This is a genomic window from Terrimonas rubra, from assembly GCF_042686025.1.
Taxonomy (GTDB): Bacteria; Bacteroidota; Bacteroidia; order Chitinophagales; family Chitinophagaceae; genus Terrimonas; species Terrimonas rubra.
In genome coordinates this window covers 1,475,448-1,492,461 of the sequence record NZ_JBHUOZ010000003.1, presented here as the reverse complement: position 1 = coordinate 1,492,461, position 17,014 = coordinate 1,475,448, and the positions used below count along the sequence as shown (strand labels likewise).

The window sequence follows — 17,014 nt, the reverse complement described above, 5'->3', positions numbered from 1 at the left end:
AAACTGCTAAACCGCTGCCCCGCAGGGCAGCCGGTAGTTTAGCAGGCCCGTCAAAAAGTAGAGCTATTTTTAGGGCGTTTATATTAGTTGATCACATCTTCCCTGCCCATTAGTTCCAGGGCATATTTGATCGGGATGGCAAAGGACATTTTTGCATTACCGGCCGAGTAGATGCCGATAACATTACCCTGGTTGTCGAACATGGGGCCACCGCTGTTACCGGGGCCGGTAGAGTTAATGGTTAACTGGTAGTAATCGCCCATGGCATTGAAGTACCCTGCTACTTTTTCGGTGCCGGCATTGGCTTTTACCAGGCGGCCTACGATACCTGTGCTTACAGTGGGTACAGGCACTTTTACCACTTTGGCATTGCGGTTAAAGAAGTCGTTGGAAGCTGTGGCTACATACTGGTCGGGTGACATACCGGGGTAACCCATTACCGTAACCTCGCTGCCGGTCTCGATTTCGTTGTAGTTGTTCAACAGTTTTACAGCGCTCAGTTCTTCCACTATTTCAATTTTGAAAATGGCCACATCGTGTGAAGGTGAAGGCGTTACTTTACCGGCGGGGATACGAATAGAGTTGTTGGCAAAAGTTACATCCATATAAGTAGATTCACCCTTGATGACCGTTACACCCGATTCTACATTTAATAAGTTTAAGTTCATGGCATTGGCGGGTATCCAGGTCTCCACATCCTGCGGCATGACTACCCTGCCTGCAACATGGGTGAATCCTCCTTTACTGTTCAATGTATATAAACGACCGGGGAAATCATCGGGTTTGAAGTTGTAGGTTGTTTCCCAGGGCGCTGCTACGTGGCGATTGGTAACGATAAAACCTCTAGGGTCAACCACGAAGCCTGTACCGGTACCAAAGCCGCCAATAGGATCAAGAATAGCGCCTGCAGGCTCCTCTCCTTTCGCACATAGTAAAGGTTCAATTGCACCCAAACTATTGGTGGTATAAGCTGCATAGTAGTTAATAACACCAGCTTCTTTCACGGGCACTTTTACATGGTATAGTTGCTCCCCATTGGTCATTTTTAAATTCCAGCCTATTTCAATGAACACAACATTTTTACTGTTGTCTTTGGTGATTTGAACCGGCGATATTTTTTTAGAGGTATCACCAATTACCACAACAGAGTCTTTACCTTTTTCATGAATGATCTCTTTAACCGGTTTATTGGCGTATACCAGCCAGGCGCCGGTTCCCAGTATCAGCAATAAGGCGATGGAAATAACGGCCATTCTTTTTTTGCCTTTCTTTTCCGACTCCTGTATGATATGCTGCATGGTTTGTTTACCAATGGTTTCTTTTACCGGCGTGGTTTTAATACCTGTCATATTGGTAGCGCCCGTTGCATGCACTTTTGTTTCTTTGGAAGGTATTTCCGGTGCATCAATCACCCGGGTTTTTTTGATATGCGAAGCAGGTTTGGGATCCAGGTCAAATTCCAGTGTAGGACCTTCTTTACCCAGGCGGATGATGTCGCCGGCAAACAACACGGTTTTCTCTGTAATGGCTTTACCATTTACAAAAGTGCCGTTTTTGCTTTGCAGGTCGGTTATTTCATAGGTGTCAGGTAAAAGACTGTTTACTTTAATACGACAGTGCTCGCGGCTGATGCTGTCATCTGCCAGGTCGTAGGCAATATTGTTTGCCTGGCCACGGCCAATTTTAATTTCCAGGTCGTTTGATACGACAAATTTTTCAACTTGTCCTGCTTTACTGCCATCAATGTGGCGTAGAAGGATCTGTGTTTGGCTGCTCATTTTTTTATTTTTTTGACGGTTAAGAGAATGAAATGATGTCAGGGTTAGCAGTAGTTTTCAGCGGAATGGGATTAAAAAAACGGGCTTCAGTTAATACATCGAAGGGAGCGGAAAAATGTCATCGTATAACAAAAATTACCCGGTAACATTATTCGCTTACTCCTGATTGCTATTGCAAGATTACTACTCGGGAAAGGCCGGGGAAATACTTAAAATGATGTAGTTGGCAGCAATTGCCGTTGGCGTATGGCAATAAAAAAGCGGGTGCACCTGGATGCACCCGCTTATAAAAATGTATATAAGTTCTTTATTGCCCTACAAAGAAAATGGCATTACAGAACATTAGTTTACCATTTTGCCAGAAGTTACGGAACAGTATATTATCAGTGAAGTAAGTCACTGTACCACGTCCCATGTCCTGTACGCCAAATACCAGACCATCCTTCAGTTTATCTTTTAGTTTATGGCCTACAAAGCCGGCTAACTGGTCAAATTTTTTGATCACGCCCACATTCCAGCCATCTTCTTTAATATAGTCATACACAATATCATCCTGCTTTAAAGTGTAGTAGTAATTAGGATAACCGAACATTAAGGGATGAGAGTTATCAACGGTTACTTTAAAGATGGAACCAGGTGTAGTGCCGGGGATCGCATCAGACTCCCTGTTCTCATACACAAATAAGGAGCGGTAAGGATCTTTTTTATTAACGGTATCTTCATCCTTGCGTTGTTTGATCACGCTCCAGTCCTGCCTGGAAAGCTGTAATACGGCGCTTTCCAGTGCCACTAAGCGACCACCTTTGCGTATCCAGCCGGCCAGTTCTTCCGCCGCATTTTTATCATTTAAAAACCGGTAGTTACCACTGGGCAGTACCAGCACATCAATATTGTTCCAGTCGGCTCTTCCAAAATCAGTAGCATTGATCAAGGTAACAGGATAGCCTAATTCTTTTTCCATGAAATGCCATACTTCACCCGCAGCATTCGATGATACGCCTTCGCCGGTTAATAAAGCCACTTTCGGCGCTTTGATCATATGTACCCTGGAACTTCCAAAGTCGAAACCTTTGTCCACCATACCCGTGTTAACGGCATGCAGTTGTACATTTTTCTCGTTACATACCTGGCTCACCATATCCCAAAGTTTATTACCCAGGCTTTCATTCCCTTTTTTAAGGATGATAACCGAGCCACTGGCAAAGTTCTGGTCTTTAATGGTGAACGGGGTTTCGCTGTAACGCAGCTTTATTCCTTTTTGCAGTAATGCCGCAACTGCTTTGGCCGTATACACTCCTTCCCATTTCAGTACATAACCATAAGCATCCGTAGCTGTATTAGTGATGGCTGCTGCAGGCTGTTTAGCACCAACAGGAATATTAGCTTTGCTGGCAAAAGCGGTTAACCCGTATACATAAGGCAATGACCAGGCTGTGATATCGTAGGTTAAAGAATCCACCAGTTTGGAGTTGGGTTCGAATAAAACCTTCACCATGGTAGCCCGGGGCTGCGAACCTGAAATAACCACATCGTTACTCCCCACACTGAAAGCCTCTTCCTTACCGGTATGGTAATTATACCCCTTTCCGTTACCGGAGCCGGAGCCGTACTGGATGCCGTTTTTATCTAATAATTCTAATAAAGCTTTTACTTTTTCATTATCAGCGGGCCCGTTTTTAATAACATAAGATTTATACTCTCCAATGCCACCGCTAACGGCCATATTGAAGAAGGACCTGAATTCTTTAATAAGATTGCCGGCGTTTTGAGAGGCGATCTCAATGGTGCTTAAACCGGTAGTGAAATGGTGAATAGCCCTGTCATATAAAGTAAGGGTATCGCCTTCATCGGTATTGGCGCCAAGACCACCGGCCGGGCCACCACCCTGTTCGTAGGTCATACCAATAGCACCATTGTATAAAGGATAGGTATCACCGTAGGAAGGATAAAACAGGTCAAATATCTCCTTGGTAAAATATAACCAGCCATTACGGTCAAAGTATTTTGCATGGTTTTTACCAATAGTTACCTGGAAATCACGCTGCCATTTGGTAATGGCTTCATGGTATGGTTGTGCGGCGGGTGCAAAGTAGTAAGGCTGGTTGATGCCTTGTTCGTGGTAGTCCACGTGTACCTGTGGCATCCACTGGTTGTATTGTACAATACGCTGCTGGCTTTCTACCTGTGTTTGCCAGGCCCAGTCGCGGTTAAGGTCAAAGTTATAGTGGTTACTGCGACCGCCCGGCCATGGCTCCCTGTGTTCACGGGCATCTAAACGCGGGTTGTATTGCGTACCTACCACGCTGTTGAACCAGTTTACATAACGATCCCTGCCATCAGGGTTTACGCATGGGTCCATGATCACTACGGTATTTTTAAGCCATTCTTTTGTCTGGCTGTTAGCTGGGTCAACCAATGCAAAGATGGTGAGCATAGCTGCTTCTGACGAGGAGGTTTCATTACCATGCACATTGTAGCTTAACCATACAATGGCTGGCGCATTTTCCTGCGGCGCCATCCGGTCTTTTGCCAGGTTGGCCAAACGCAGGTTGTTCAACCTGATACTTTCGAGGTTGGTAATATTTTCGGCTGTTGAAATAAAAGCCAGGTATAAGGGACGGTGTTCGTTGGTAACACCATACTGCTGCAGTTTTACGTTGGCCGGCGTGTTTTGTGCCACATGTTTAAAGTAGTTGACCACCTGCCAGTGCGGGGTATAACGGGTACCAATTTTATAACCTAAGAATTGTTCAGGAGATTGTAGCTGGGCAGCGGCTACCAAGCCCGAAAACAGCAAGAAAAGACAAAGCAATTTTCTCATGAAGAAATGATATTTTAGAATTGATAAACGGCAAGTTACGTAAAGAAAGACTGGTGTGTAAATTAATCATTAAGATTTAATAATTAATAATTGAGATGACAACAGGGAAAAGAATACTTATACAGTGCCGAATAGCATTACGGGACGTACAAGAGTGCGACGCAACTAAGGCCCAATCAAGGGAGGGACGATGATAAATAAAAACAATTATCCAAATTCAAGTTTTAAAGCCCCTCCAGGGATAGAGGGTATAAAAAAAGCCCCGCTTAAAAGCGGGGCCCGGTTGCAGTAAAACTGCCATTTATTTTACTTCCTCGTAAGGAACGTCGGTTACGTTATCACCACCGGCATCTGAGGTTTGCTGACCTGCATCTGCACCGGGTTGTTGTGCGCCACCTTCGGCTCCCTGGGTTTTGTAAATATCTTCGCTGGCGGCTGTCCAGGCTGCGTTTAAGGTTGCCATATGGGCATCGATACCTGCAATGTCCTGTGCCTTGTGCGCTTCTTTTAATTTTTCAGCGGCTTCTTCGATAGTCGCTTTTTTATCGGCCGGGATTTTATCACCGTATTCTTTTACCTGTTTTTCGGTTTGGAAGATCAGGCTGTCAGCGGCGTTCAGTTTTTCTACTTTTTCACGTTCCGCTTTATCAGAAGCTTCGTTGGCACGGGCTTCGGCTTTCATTTTTTCTACCTCATCTTTGCTTAAACCGCTACCGGCTTCGATGTGAATTTTTTGTTCTTTACCGGTTCCTTTGTCTTTTGCGGTTACGTGTAAAATACCGTTCGCATCAATATCAAAGGTTACTTCTACCTGTGGTACACCACGTGGTGCAGGCGGAATGCCATCCAAGTTAAAGATACCCAGGCTCTTATTGTCTTTAGACATAGGACGCTCGCCTTGCAGTACATGAATTTGTACACCGGGCTGGTTATCGCTGGCAGTAGAGAACACTTCCGATTTTTTAGTCGGGATGGTTGTGTTACTGTCAATCAAACGGGTCATTACACCACCCATGGTTTCAATACCAAGTGATAAAGGTGTAACGTCTAACAACAGTACATCTTTTACTTCACCGGTTAATACCGCACCTTGTATAGCAGCACCTACGGCTACTACCTCATCGGGGTTAACACCACGGTTTGGTTTTTTGCCAAAGAATTTCTCTACAATTTCCTGTACTTTAGGAATACGGGTACTACCACCTACCAGTATCACTTCATCAATTTGAGAAGTGCTCATGCCGGCATCTTTTAAAGCCGCTTCGCATGGTTTTAAACAACGGGCAAATAAGCTGTCGGCCAGTTGCTCAAATTTAGCACGGGTTAATTTTTTAACCAGGTGTTTAGGCACACCATCTACTGCGGTAATATAAGGCAGGTTGATCTCTGTTTCTGAAGAAGAGGATAACTCTACTTTTGCTTTTTCAGCAGCTTCTTTTAAACGTTGTAAAGCCATCGGGTCTTTACGCAGGTCAATAGCTTCTTCGTTTTTAAACTCATCGGCCAACCAGTCCATGATCACTTTATCAAAGTCGTCACCACCTAAGTGTGTATCACCATTGGTGCTTTTTACTTCAAATACGCCATCGCCCAGTTCCAGTACCGAGATATCGAAAGTACCACCACCTAAGTCAAACACGGCAATTTTCTGGTCGTGTTTACCTTTATCCAGGCCATAAGCCAGGGCTGCGGCAGTAGGTTCGTTTACAATACGGCGTACAGTTAAGCCTGCAATTTCACCGGCTTCCTTGGTAGCCTGGCGTTGTGCATCGTTAAAGTAAGCAGGTACGGTAATAACCGCTTCTGTTACTTCCTGGCCTAAATAGTCTTCAGCCGTTTTTTTCATTTTCTGTAATACCATGGCCGATATTTCCTGGGGGGTATATAACCTGCCGTCAATATCAATACGCACGGTATTATTGTCGCCTTTGGCAACTTTATAACTCCAGTGACTGATCTCTTCTGTTACCTCGTTGAACTGGCGACCCATAAAACGTTTTACCGAGTTAATGGTGTTCTGAGGATTTGTAATTGCCTGGCGTTTGGCAGGGTCACCCACCTTACGTTCGCCGTTTTTCAAGAATGCAACTACTGACGGGGTTGTTCTGCGCCCTTCGTCATTTGCAATTACCACGGGTTCGTTACCTTCCATTACGGCAACGCAACTGTTTGTGGTACCTAAGTCTATTCCAATAATTTTTCCCATAATAAAAATTCTCCTTTTATGTATTTGCCCCTTATCTGCAGGCAATCTTTATTGTCAATCATTATGCCGAACCGGCAAGTATGTAAAAATGTCATATTTGGCGTGTCAGGTGCTTTAACCGCCACATTTACTGTCATATTTATGGGTTAAAACAAACGATATACTACCTTTTTGTCATTTCCGGTTCATCCCAGTGCTTTATCTTAGTTATTGATAATCACTACTACAAACTAAGTATTTTATAATAGGACGGCTGTTTTCATTTTTGTTATCCAAACTAAACATAACAATCATGAAAAAATTGGTCATCACCCTCGTAACACTTTTAGCTGCTTATCATTTTAGCCAGGCCCAGTTAAGCTACGGCGCCCGGGCCGGCTTAAATGTGAGTAAAATATCCTTTACCAACGATGATTTTAAAACAAAATTCCAGCCGGGTTTCAGTATTGGCCTGTACGGTAAGTATGCACTGAATAAGGCCATGGCGGTACAGGTAGAAACATTCTTTTCCAGGGAAGGAACCAAGGAAGAGCGGGTATCTTCGGGTACAAAAGGCAATATCAATAAATCCTATGTACAAATACCTTTATTATTCCAGTATAAATTTGTAAAAGGATTATATGCCGAAGCCGGTCCCCAGTTTGGTATCCTGGTAGCATCAAAAGAAAAATATGGCAATGGCAACAATAATATTAAACCGTATTACAAACCGGTAGATATCCGTGTACCCATTGGTGTGGGTTATGACCTGAACGATGTGGTAAAGGGATTGAGTGTAGACCTGCGGTATTCCTTCAGTTTATCAAAAATAAATAAGATAGCTGTCGGCGGTGGTAATTTAAAGAACCAGGTAATCGGTCTGTCCGCATTTTACAATATCGGCCAGTTATTCGCTAAATAACAGGTATGAACAGCTAAGTACCAAACAAAAAAGCACCAACTCAGTTGGTGCTTTTTATTATTATCATCAGTTATTTAATTCTGATTTTGCTGCAGGCTTCTGAAGTCCACGCTTACCAGCTTACTAACACCGGGCTCCTGCATGGTTACACCATATATAACATCCACGGTACTCATGGTTGTTTTATTGTGGGTAACAATGATGAACTGGGAGTTATCACTGAACTGGCGGATCATATTGGTGAACTTACCTACGTTGGCATCATCCAGCGGGGCGTCCACCTCATCGAGGATACAGAACGGCGCCGGTTTGATCAGGTAAATAGCAAACAGTAATGCTGTTGCCGTTAAGGTACGTTCTCCACCGCTTAACTGGGTTAAGGAAGTGGGGCGTTTACCTTTAGGACGGGCAATTACCTCTATACCGGTTTCGGCCAGGTTATCCGGGTTATCCAGTAACAGGTCGCAATGGTCATCTTCGGTAAATAAGGATTTAAATACCCTGATGAAGTTTTCTTTTACACTGTTAAAGGTTTCCAGGAATTTCTGGTTGGCAGTAGCTTCCACCTCTTCGATGGTTTTTAATAAACTGTCTTTTGCCGTTACCAGGTCGGTTTTTTGTTCAACAATGAACTCGTAACGTTTTTTCATTTCAGTGAAAGCCTCAATAGCCGTAGGGTTCACTTCGCCCAGGTTCTCCAGGCGTTTTTTCATACGGTCGGCTTTTTCCTGCAATTCTTCCACGCTTACCTCACCGGTACGTTGCTGGTCCAATATATCTTCCAGTTTAATCCTGAATTCTACATCCAGGCGTTCTTTGGTACCGGCTAACTGTAGTTTTAATTCGTTCAGTTTATCCTTAATAGCAGCCAGGAAATGTTCTATCTGCTCTTTTTCTTTTGTCTTCTGGCGTAATACGCTTTCTTTTTCATTCAGCTGGTTACGTACCACATAATAAGCCTGGTCGGCTTCATTCAATACCGCTTCGTCCTCGGTTTTCTTACGCATCATCTCTACCAGGGCTTCCTGGGTATCATTCAGCTGCTGCGATGATACCTGTATGTTCTCTGATGTTTCCGATAACTGGGCCGTATTGGTATCTACCTGGTTTTTCAGGTCGTTCAACTGGTTGGTCTTAAACTCCAGCTCCTGCTTTAAGGCGGTGATCTTACTTTGCTGGCGGGTAACGGATAAGTTGAACTCGTTATAACGCTGGTTGGCTTCGTTATAATTTTGTTCCGATGTTTTAAATGTTTCCGCAGCTTCCTGTAAGCGGGACTGGAACAGTTGTAACTGTTCATTCAGTTCAGCCAGTTCCTCCCGTACACCCGATACCGAGTTTTGTGTAGCCTGCTGCTGCTGGGTATAATCCTCCAGGCGGCTCAGGCTGGTATTTTGCTGGCTTTGCAGATTCTCCAGTTTGTTCTGTAAAGAGAATACCTGGTTGGTCAGTTGCTGTATAATTCTTTCTGTTTCTCTTAATGCCGCTTCACGCAGGTCCTCATTAAAAGCCACTACTTCATTATGACGGGCCTGTATGGTTGCTTTCAGGTTGGTAACAATCTCATCCTGTTTGGCAATACCTTCCTGTAATTTCTCCAGGTTCTTAACACGGCCAATTTTTTTACCTTCAATTAAACCCACACTACCGCCGGTTAAGGAGTATTTACCTTTTACATATTTACCGGTCTTCTCAATTACCACTAAGCCGTTACTGTTCTCTAAAATAGCATCATTGTCGGCAATCACTACATTTTGTAATAAATGCGCAGCCAGTTTAGCATATTTTTCATCCACCTCCACTACGCTTAAGGCAGCGGTACTGCCGGCCACTTCTGTAGCAGTTGTACCTGTTACAGACTCGTTGATCTTATCTAATAAGAAGAAGTTGGCCTTACCTTTTTTATTCTCATCCAGCAAACGAACGGCCTGTAAACCCTCCTGCAGGTCATTTACCACATAGTAGTTCAGGTAAGGCTCCAGTACATTCTCCAGAGCCGTACGGTACTCTTCCTTTACATATAATATATCGGAAAGAATAGGCGCCGTATGGTTCCAGTTTTTATTGTTGTGCAGGAATTTTACACTATCCGGGTAGCCTTCCATCGAGTCGATCATGCTTTTTAATAAGTCATGTTCGTTCTTACGGGCATCCAGCTTACGGCTTTCTTCCGCCAGTTCATTACGTAAACCCTCCAGTATGGATTGTGTCTGTAATATCTGCTCTTTGGTATGCTCCTGGTGTGCCTGTAATTGCTCCAGGTCTACCTTTTTGGCTTCCAGTTCTTTTTCCCTGGCTATACGTTCTTCGTCAAGTGTAATACGTTGTTCTTCCCTTTGTGCCCTTTCGTCCTCTATCTGGGTAATGGTACGCTGCAGGTTTTGCAGGGAGGTGTCGGCTACTGCTACTTTCTTCTCTGCGTCAAACTGGCTGCGTTGCACCTGCTGGTATTCGCCGCGCAGTTCATCCACCGCTACCCTTTTTTCATCCAGTACCTTACGGCTGGCATCCACCTGTTCGCGAAAGCCGCTTAACTGGCCGCTGATACTTTCCAGGTTCTTTTCTTCTTCCTGTACCTGTTTGCCGGTAAAGGCAATACCTTCTTCCAGGCCTTTTAACTGGCCGCCTGCTTTTTCCAGGAAGTCCTGTAAGCTGGTCTGGCGTTCGGTCAGGTATTCTAATTTCTGGGCTGCTAAGTTCTTTTCATTCTCTTTGGTACGTACCTGTTGTACCAGTTCATTAAAGGCATACTGCATGCTTTGTAAGGCACGCTCCTTTTCTACAAAGCCAACTTTCTCTTTCTCCAGGTCTGCTTCTTCGTTGGCTATCTCCGCTTCTAAACGAATACGTTTATCAGTTTCGGCATCCTGCTGTTCATTCAGCTCTTTGTACGTCAGGTTAAACCCTTCCAAAGCGGCTTTGGCCAGCTCTATACTTATTTCGCGGTAATCTTTTTTTATCTCGTGGTACTTCTCGGCTTTCTTGGCCTGGTTCTCCAGCGATTTTAACTGGTTGTTAATTTCAAACAACAGGTCTTCAATCCTGTTCAGGTCCTGCTCCGTAGCATCCAGTTTTTGTTTGGCTTCCTTTTTACGGGTTTTGTAAATGGATATACCTGCGGCCTGCTCCAGCATCCGGCGACGGCTGTTGTCCTTATCCTTGATCAGGTCATCCACCATGCCCAGCTCGATAATCGCATAGGAGTCGGTGCTTACACCGGTATCCATAAACAGGTTCTGAATATCCTTTAAACGGCATTGCACATCGTTTAACCGGTATTCGCTTTCGCCGCTTTTATAAAACTTACGGGTAATGGTTACGGTACTGAACTCTGTAGGTAACAGGTTCTTTGTGTTTTCAAAGGTTAAGCTCACCTCGGCCAGGCCGCTGGCAGAACGGGTTTTGGATCCGTTAAACACCAGGCTGTCCAGGTTTTCGCTACGTAACTGGCTGATCTTTTGTTCACCGATTACCCAGCGGATACTGTCCACAATATTACTTTTGCCACAGCCATTGGGGCCTACAATGCCCGTAATGTTGTCGTCAAAATTTACAATGGTTTTATCGGCAAAACTTTTGAAGCCTTTAATTTCTAAGCTCTTTAATCTCACGTTAATTCACTTTTTGTCAGGCGGCGAATTTAAGGTAAACTAACTGAATATCAAGTGTAATGCACAAGCTTATTAATGCACAGCAGTAATGCACATTTGGGGACAATATTTTGAGAATAATAAAATAATAGGAAATATTTATAAATAATTGTAAACCAATATTTTGTTTACAAGCAATCGTTCCTTGATCAACATGACTTGCGACGCTCCGTTCAACTGCAGTTCCCTGATCAGGCTGTTAAATGCTGGTAATTTTTGTTATTAAGGCAGGCTTTAATTTCCCGCAACAGCCGCAGAGCCGGTCTGTATCCATTTCTTCCGGCCGTAGTATTTCTCTTTATCATATACCCGGTTTAACCTGCCCTGCCCGCTCACTTTATATATTTGTTTACGCCATTCGGGTATAGGATCAAGGCCCGTGTGCTGGTAATAATGGGTTAAAAATACCAGGCTGTCATTTTTTATTTCCAGGGTTTCCTCATGCCAAAAGGAGTTATTGCAATCTCCTCCTTCATCCCTGTACGTATAATACGTAAGTAAATAATTTAATTTACCATTTTCCTTCCTGTACAGCTTGTTTATTTTATCGTAAGTATTCCATTCATTTTTTACACTGTCAGCAGTTATGGTGAATACAGTATTATGAATAACAAATTGCCTGTCCTGGCAAAACAGGATTAGCGGTAAAAAGAAAGTACTGATAAGTATAACAACAATTTTCATATAAGGGTATTAGCAAAGAATTTAGCAACCTGTACCAATGCTAATATACACCGGTTATTTCACTTGCCTGTTTATTATAGCCAATGCCTGTAAATAATAAGGCCACCTTAGGATTAAGGCGGCCTTATGGATAGAGTACGTATTAGAGGATCACTATCCGGCTACTAATGGAACAAATTTTTAGGCATTTACCCACAAGGTCCATTTATCATCAAATTTGTACCATTTCCCGTCAGAGCCTTCCCATTTCCAGTCGGGTACTTCCGACCAGTTGTTACCGTCCGTTGTCCAAACCAGTTTACCGTTATGAATTTTAAGCCATTTGCCATCTTTATCGGCCCACATGCCATTATCTACTGCGGCCCATTTTTTGCCATCGGTACTCCACCACAATTTGGCATCCTTATCCAGCTTGTACCAATAGGTCTTGTTATCCTTTTTACCGGCCCATGTCCCGGTTTTCGATTTTTTCCATTCAACCAGGTTATTGGTTTTCACCGTAACCGGCTCATTAGCGGCCATCGCCGGCGCTACGGTTACTAATCCGAAAGCAAACAGGCTTACTGCAATGATTGTCTTTTTCATATTACTATATTTAAAATGTTGATTAATTGTTGAGGAAATGTGTTTAGTTGATAAAGGGATCAACAATGGCTAATACCTGGGCAGCGGTCAAAGGCTCATCAAAACTTTCGCTGGCGGCCGATACACTTACAAAGCCGGCAATATTTACACCTGCCTGGGTGGTCAGCTCTTCGCCATCGTAACTGGCCTGTACAGCCGAACCTATGCCCGAGTCCTTACCCGTGATCCAGGGTTTAACATTGGCGCCTCTTGCCTTGCGCATGTAACGTATATGCGCCGCATGTCGGGCTTCAGATGCATGTATCTGTAAGGCAGCCGTTAATACATCGTTATTGCTCATTAACTCACCGGCACGGCCTTTATAGGCTCTTACACCTGTGTCTTCAAAAGTTTGTGCAACGGCCAGGAAAGTATCGTAGTTGGTAAAAACATTACTGAAAGTGCCACCGGCGGTAAAGTCGAAAGTGGGTTTAGCTACTGCCGTACCGCCCATGGACATGATCACTTTCTTTAAAAAAGCCACGTGGGCAATTTCATGATCACGGATCGTTTTAATAGCCCCTTCAGCCGGTGTGCCTGCCGGAACCACACCGGAGTCAACACCTTTTATGTAAAATTCAGATTCGAGGTATTCGAGAGTTAAGGCATAATTCAATACGGCTACTATTCCGCTACCGGTAGACTGGCCATATGATTTTTTAAACAGGCTGCCAAGGGCCAGTGGTAAAGCTGCGAGTGCAATTTTACCGCCTGCACTGGTAAAACGCTGCATAATGCTGCGGCGGGTATCTACCCGTTCGTATAGCTCAGGATCAACTTTTTCAATTTCATTGATAATATGTTGCATGTTCATAATGGTAAATTTTGAATTGAATGAATGGGTTTATTGTTTAGGCAGGTTACCACCCCATAAAACTGATTTAAGGAATGGTTTGGCCGCTGTCAGTACTTCACTGGGCGCTTTGGCAAGGTCCAGGCCGTCAGCATTAATGGCTGTGTTATCTGCAAAGCTGCCATTACTGATAAGGTCTCTTATCAAAGCCGCATGCCTTGCTTCTACCGAAACAATTTTTCCGGCCAGTAACAGGTAATTACCATCCACTATTAATTTACCAGCTCCGTTATAGGCTGCTACACCCAGGTCTTCAAATGCTTTTGCGGTGGCCAGCACACTGTCACGGCTGCCGAAATTAACCGCGGAAAAGTTCACTTCTAAATTAGCAATGGCACTTGTACCCAGGGCTGCTTTAAAAAAGTTACGGTGTGCTACTTCATGATCTCTTATGTCGGTCAGTAATGCCTGTTCCGCCATTGTTATACCGCTGTAAGGAGATGCAATTACTGCCGTGTAAAAAGCAGCTTCCAGTTGTTCCAGCGCATAAGCATAGTTCAATATGCCTATATCACCTTTACCCAGGTCAATACTGCCTGCAGGAGCGGTCTCCATTTTATTATCATCTTTTTTACAGGCATATAAGGCTGCTGCAGTAGCTGCGGCCATACCGGCATAGGATAAAAATTTTCTGCGATTTACCCTTTCTGCATCGGGAACCTGTAAGGCCATTGCTGTGGCTGTTTTTTCGAGTTTTGTATCCATAAAAAAAGTTTAAAAGTGAACGAATGTTTAGAAGTGCAATAATTAACTGAGGCTTTATATGATTCATATACGAGGTTGGTTTGCGGTTCGGATTTATTTGTTAAAAAAAATTCGGGCATAAAAAAACCGCCCCGTAAAAGGGCGGCTTTTATACATATAGGAGATAGTTATTAACCGGTTATTTTACCCAGCACATACAATTGTTCCAGGTTGGGGGTTGGGCTACCGCCTTCATTTTCCAGGGTAATTGCAAATGCCTGCGCTTCATTTATATTTTTAGCGGTACAAATAGTACCACAATCCTCTAATACACCTGCATCTACAGGTTTACCATCAACCAGGGCCCATAACTGGTATTGTTTACCTTTCGGTGCGGCCGGTAACTGGTTAGCAACCAGGTAAACCGCTGCTGTTTTTTTATTCCAGAATACAGTAGCCGTATAATTTTCTTTACCGGCCATTGGCACTTTAATATAATCGGGTGAGGCAAATATTTCGGCCGATTTATTATAAGCAGTTAGTTGTGTTTCCTGTTGTTTATTTTGTTTGGCCAGTTCCGTATTCAGGTTGTTCAGATCGGCATAGGCCTGGTTAACTTTTGTATATTGCTGGTATAAGTAAATATTTGTAGCCGCGCTGATCACCAGCAGAATGATAGCTGCAGCTGCCATCCATTTAAAGGAGCCAATTGTTTTTGGTTGGACTGTTGTTACAGGAATAACAGGTGCTTGACCCGAACCCCTATCCGAATCCATATCATCCTGTTCTGCTGACAATGTATTGAGTGTTTGTAAAAACTGGGCCCTGCCTGCTGCCGGAACCTTTGTGGCTTGCTGCATGGCAGTTTCCTCCAGCCATAGCTCACATTCCCGGGCGTAGGCTTCTACTTCCGGGTATTGCCGGCGCAGCTGTTCCAGCTCCGCAACATCTTTACTGTCCGCAAGTCCCATCACCACTGTTTCTATGATGCCGCTTTGTATGTACTCACTTATATTCACTTTTCTATACTAAAATTTTTTCTTAATTGTAGTAATGCCGCACGCATTCTTGTTTTTACGGTTCCTAAAGGTATGCTTAACAAAGTTGATATTTCTTCCTGTGTGTAACCCTGGGTATAAGACAACTCCACAATTTCCTTAAACTCTGCTTTCAGGTGTTGGATAAGATAGCTGATCCCTGCACCATCTGTCGTCTTTTCCGTTTCTGCAGCAGTACTCAGTTCTATAACATCCAGCTGATCTGTCTTCTTTTCATTTTGCCATCCCTTACTTTTTAATACATCAATGGCCGTATTCCGGGCAATATTATACATCCAGGTAAACAACCTGCCTTTTTCCGGATCATATTTTTCTATCTGCCGCCAGATCTTTACAAATACATCCTGCAATATATCTGAAGCTATATGCTGATCAGGTACTACCTGTTGGATAACACCATACAAAGCTCCTGAATAGCTATCATATAAATAGGTAAAAGCCGACTGATCCCTCAGCCTTAATAGCCGGGCCAGTTCCTGCTCAGAATATGTTTGATTAGTAGTCAATTGATAGCGATAAATTCTAATACAGTAAATATATACGATATACCGGCTTTAAAAGATTTACTGCTACTAATTTTTTAAATTTAAGTATAAATACTTATGTATCATATTTATATGTAATAACGTGAAGGTTGTTCAGGAAGTCAGGCGCTTGCCTGTTAAAGAGCGCAGGAAATTTTCCAGGTCGTTTTTTTCCTCCTCAGTTAAATGCAGCGGCCGGGCCAGCAAACTATCGCGATTGATAGGATCGGGTATTATTTTATCCGGATCATCATAATAATCAATTACCTCACGCAGGGTTTTAAACATGCCGTTATGCATATAAGGTGCAGTGAGCGCAATATTACGTAACGGACCTATTTTAAATTTACCCAGGTCTTCCGGTAACCGGGTTATGCCTGCACGGCCGCTGTCGTTAAATTGTTTGCCATTAAATAAACCGATATTCCTGAACTCCGTGTTATTAAAGTTAGTGCCGAAGTGACACTGTACACATTTAGCTTTATTATTGAAAAGGGCAAAACCTCTTTTTACCGATGCACTTACAGCCTTTTCATCATCGTTTATACGCCAGTTATCAAAAGGGGCATTTGGTGTCTCCAGGCTGCGCTGGAACGCTGCGAGGGCAATGGCAAGGTTTTTAGCAGAAGGTGCTGCTTTAAATATTCCCAGGAATAACCGGTTGTATACTGCGTCATTTTTAAGACGCGCTATGGCCGAATCTATTGTCAGTCCCATTTCATCTGGGTTAACAATGGGCATCAATGCCTGTTCTTCTAATGTTAAGGCCCGGCCATCCCAAAAGAAATGAGGTTGATCGCTTACGTTCATGGCACTGGGTGTGTTGCGTACCCCCAGCCTTCCGAATATACCCGGACTTAAAGCCAGCGTATCTGCAAAAGCGAATTCGGATTTATGACAACTGGCACAGCTGATGGTTTTATTGGCGGATAAAATAGTATCAAAGAATAATTTTTCACCTAACCCTTCAATAGTATCAGGTAGTTTACTGACAGTTGAGCTGCAACAATGTAGTATTGTTGTAATGGTAATGAGAAGAGATAGTATGGTTAGTGACCATTTCATGGTATTATTTTTTGCCCGCAGATTTCCGGAGATGGTTCCGCAGATGAGCGCTGATTTATTCTGCGAATAGTTGCGATGAATTATTATCTGCTATTATCAACGGGATGTTTTCTTTGTGTTTTTGATTTTATTTTCCCGCAGATGAGCGCTGATTTGTTCTGCGTAA

Annotated in this window: 12 protein-coding genes; 1 reads left to right on the top strand and 11 read right to left on the bottom strand. The window is 43.5% G+C overall.

Going from position 1 to position 17,014, the window contains the following annotated elements:
- Nucleotides 1-83 precede the first annotated feature (83 nt).
- The 3 genes from ACFS6H_RS15375 to dnaK form a co-directional block, all read right to left on the bottom strand.
- A complete protein-coding gene (locus ACFS6H_RS15375; RefSeq protein ID WP_386100764.1) occupies nucleotides 84-1,778 on the bottom strand; it encodes an FHA domain-containing protein in 1,695 nt (564 codons plus the stop codon).
- A gap of 307 nt (nucleotides 1,779-2,085) precedes the next feature.
- Complete coding sequence (locus ACFS6H_RS15370; RefSeq protein WP_386100761.1) at nucleotides 2,086-4,599, bottom strand: M14 family metallopeptidase; 2,514 nt, start codon at nucleotides 4,597-4,599, stop codon at nucleotides 2,086-2,088.
- A 301-nt stretch (nucleotides 4,600-4,900) separates the two neighbouring features.
- Nucleotides 4,901-6,850: a molecular chaperone DnaK gene (gene dnaK, locus ACFS6H_RS15365; protein ID WP_449343076.1), complete on the bottom strand. Its 1,950-nt coding sequence runs from the start codon at nucleotides 6,848-6,850 to the stop codon at nucleotides 4,901-4,903.
- A 247-nt stretch (nucleotides 6,851-7,097) separates the two neighbouring features.
- Here dnaK and ACFS6H_RS15360 point away from each other — a divergent pair, with 247 nt between their 5' ends.
- A complete protein-coding gene (locus ACFS6H_RS15360) occupies nucleotides 7,098-7,706 on the top strand; it encodes a porin family protein (protein WP_386100758.1) in 609 nt (202 codons plus the stop codon).
- 74 nt (nucleotides 7,707-7,780) lie between these two features.
- On the opposite strand, the gene smc is transcribed toward ACFS6H_RS15360, so the two are convergent.
- The 8 genes from smc to ACFS6H_RS15320 form a co-directional block, all read right to left on the bottom strand.
- Complete coding sequence (smc, locus tag ACFS6H_RS15355) at nucleotides 7,781-11,317, bottom strand: chromosome segregation protein SMC (protein ID WP_386100755.1); 3,537 nt, start codon at nucleotides 11,315-11,317, stop codon at nucleotides 7,781-7,783.
- A gap of 273 nt (nucleotides 11,318-11,590) precedes the next feature.
- Complete coding sequence (locus ACFS6H_RS15350) at nucleotides 11,591-12,040, bottom strand: hypothetical protein (protein ID WP_386100752.1); 450 nt, start codon at nucleotides 12,038-12,040, stop codon at nucleotides 11,591-11,593.
- 180 nt (nucleotides 12,041-12,220) lie between these two features.
- Nucleotides 12,221-12,625 (bottom strand): hypothetical protein, encoded by a 405-nt coding sequence (locus tag ACFS6H_RS15345; RefSeq protein ID WP_386100749.1) that lies wholly within the window; start codon nucleotides 12,623-12,625, stop codon nucleotides 12,221-12,223.
- Nucleotides 12,626-12,668: 43 nt separating this feature from the next.
- A complete protein-coding gene (locus ACFS6H_RS15340; protein WP_386100746.1) occupies nucleotides 12,669-13,478 on the bottom strand; it encodes a ferritin-like domain-containing protein in 810 nt (269 codons plus the stop codon).
- Between the two features lie 30 nt (nucleotides 13,479-13,508).
- Nucleotides 13,509-14,222 carry a ferritin-like domain-containing protein gene (locus ACFS6H_RS15335; protein ID WP_386100743.1) on the bottom strand — a complete coding sequence of 238 codons (714 nt, stop codon included), beginning with the start codon at nucleotides 14,220-14,222 and terminating at the stop codon, nucleotides 13,509-13,511.
- Between the two features lie 170 nt (nucleotides 14,223-14,392).
- Nucleotides 14,393-15,220 carry an anti-sigma factor gene (locus ACFS6H_RS15330; RefSeq protein ID WP_386100740.1) on the bottom strand — a complete coding sequence of 276 codons (828 nt, stop codon included), beginning with the start codon at nucleotides 15,218-15,220 and terminating at the stop codon, nucleotides 14,393-14,395.
- On the bottom strand, nucleotides 15,217-15,765 hold the full coding sequence (locus ACFS6H_RS15325; RefSeq protein WP_386100737.1) for an RNA polymerase sigma factor: 549 nt from the start codon (nucleotides 15,763-15,765) through the stop codon (nucleotides 15,217-15,219). Before ACFS6H_RS15325 ends, ACFS6H_RS15330 begins: the two co-directional genes overlap by 4 nt.
- Before the next feature lie 132 nt (nucleotides 15,766-15,897).
- On the bottom strand, nucleotides 15,898-16,848 hold the full coding sequence (locus ACFS6H_RS15320) for a cytochrome-c peroxidase (RefSeq protein ID WP_386100734.1): 951 nt from the start codon (nucleotides 16,846-16,848) through the stop codon (nucleotides 15,898-15,900).
- Nucleotides 16,849-17,014: the final 166 nt, after the last annotated feature.

Excerpts from the sequence above, each read along its gene's own strand:
- ACFS6H_RS15375 (WP_386100764.1), bottom strand. The coding sequence starts at position 1,778 with ATGAGCAGCCAAACACAGATCCTTCTACGCCACATTGATGGCAGTAAA.
- ACFS6H_RS15370 (WP_386100761.1), bottom strand. The coding sequence starts at position 4,599 with ATGAGAAAATTGCTTTGTCTTTTCTTGCTGTTTTCGGGCTTGGTAGCC.
- ACFS6H_RS15360 (WP_386100758.1), top strand. The coding sequence starts at position 7,098 with ATGAAAAAATTGGTCATCACCCTCGTAACACTTTTAGCTGCTTATCAT.
- ACFS6H_RS15350 (WP_386100752.1), bottom strand. The coding sequence starts at position 12,040 with ATGAAAATTGTTGTTATACTTATCAGTACTTTCTTTTTACCGCTAATC.
- ACFS6H_RS15345 (WP_386100749.1), bottom strand. The coding sequence starts at position 12,625 with ATGAAAAAGACAATCATTGCAGTAAGCCTGTTTGCTTTCGGATTAGTA.
- ACFS6H_RS15340 (WP_386100746.1), bottom strand. The coding sequence starts at position 13,478 with ATGAACATGCAACATATTATCAATGAAATTGAAAAAGTTGATCCTGAG.
- ACFS6H_RS15335 (WP_386100743.1), bottom strand. The coding sequence starts at position 14,222 with ATGGATACAAAACTCGAAAAAACAGCCACAGCAATGGCCTTACAGGTT.
- ACFS6H_RS15320 (WP_386100734.1), bottom strand. The coding sequence starts at position 16,848 with ATGAAATGGTCACTAACCATACTATCTCTTCTCATTACCATTACAACA.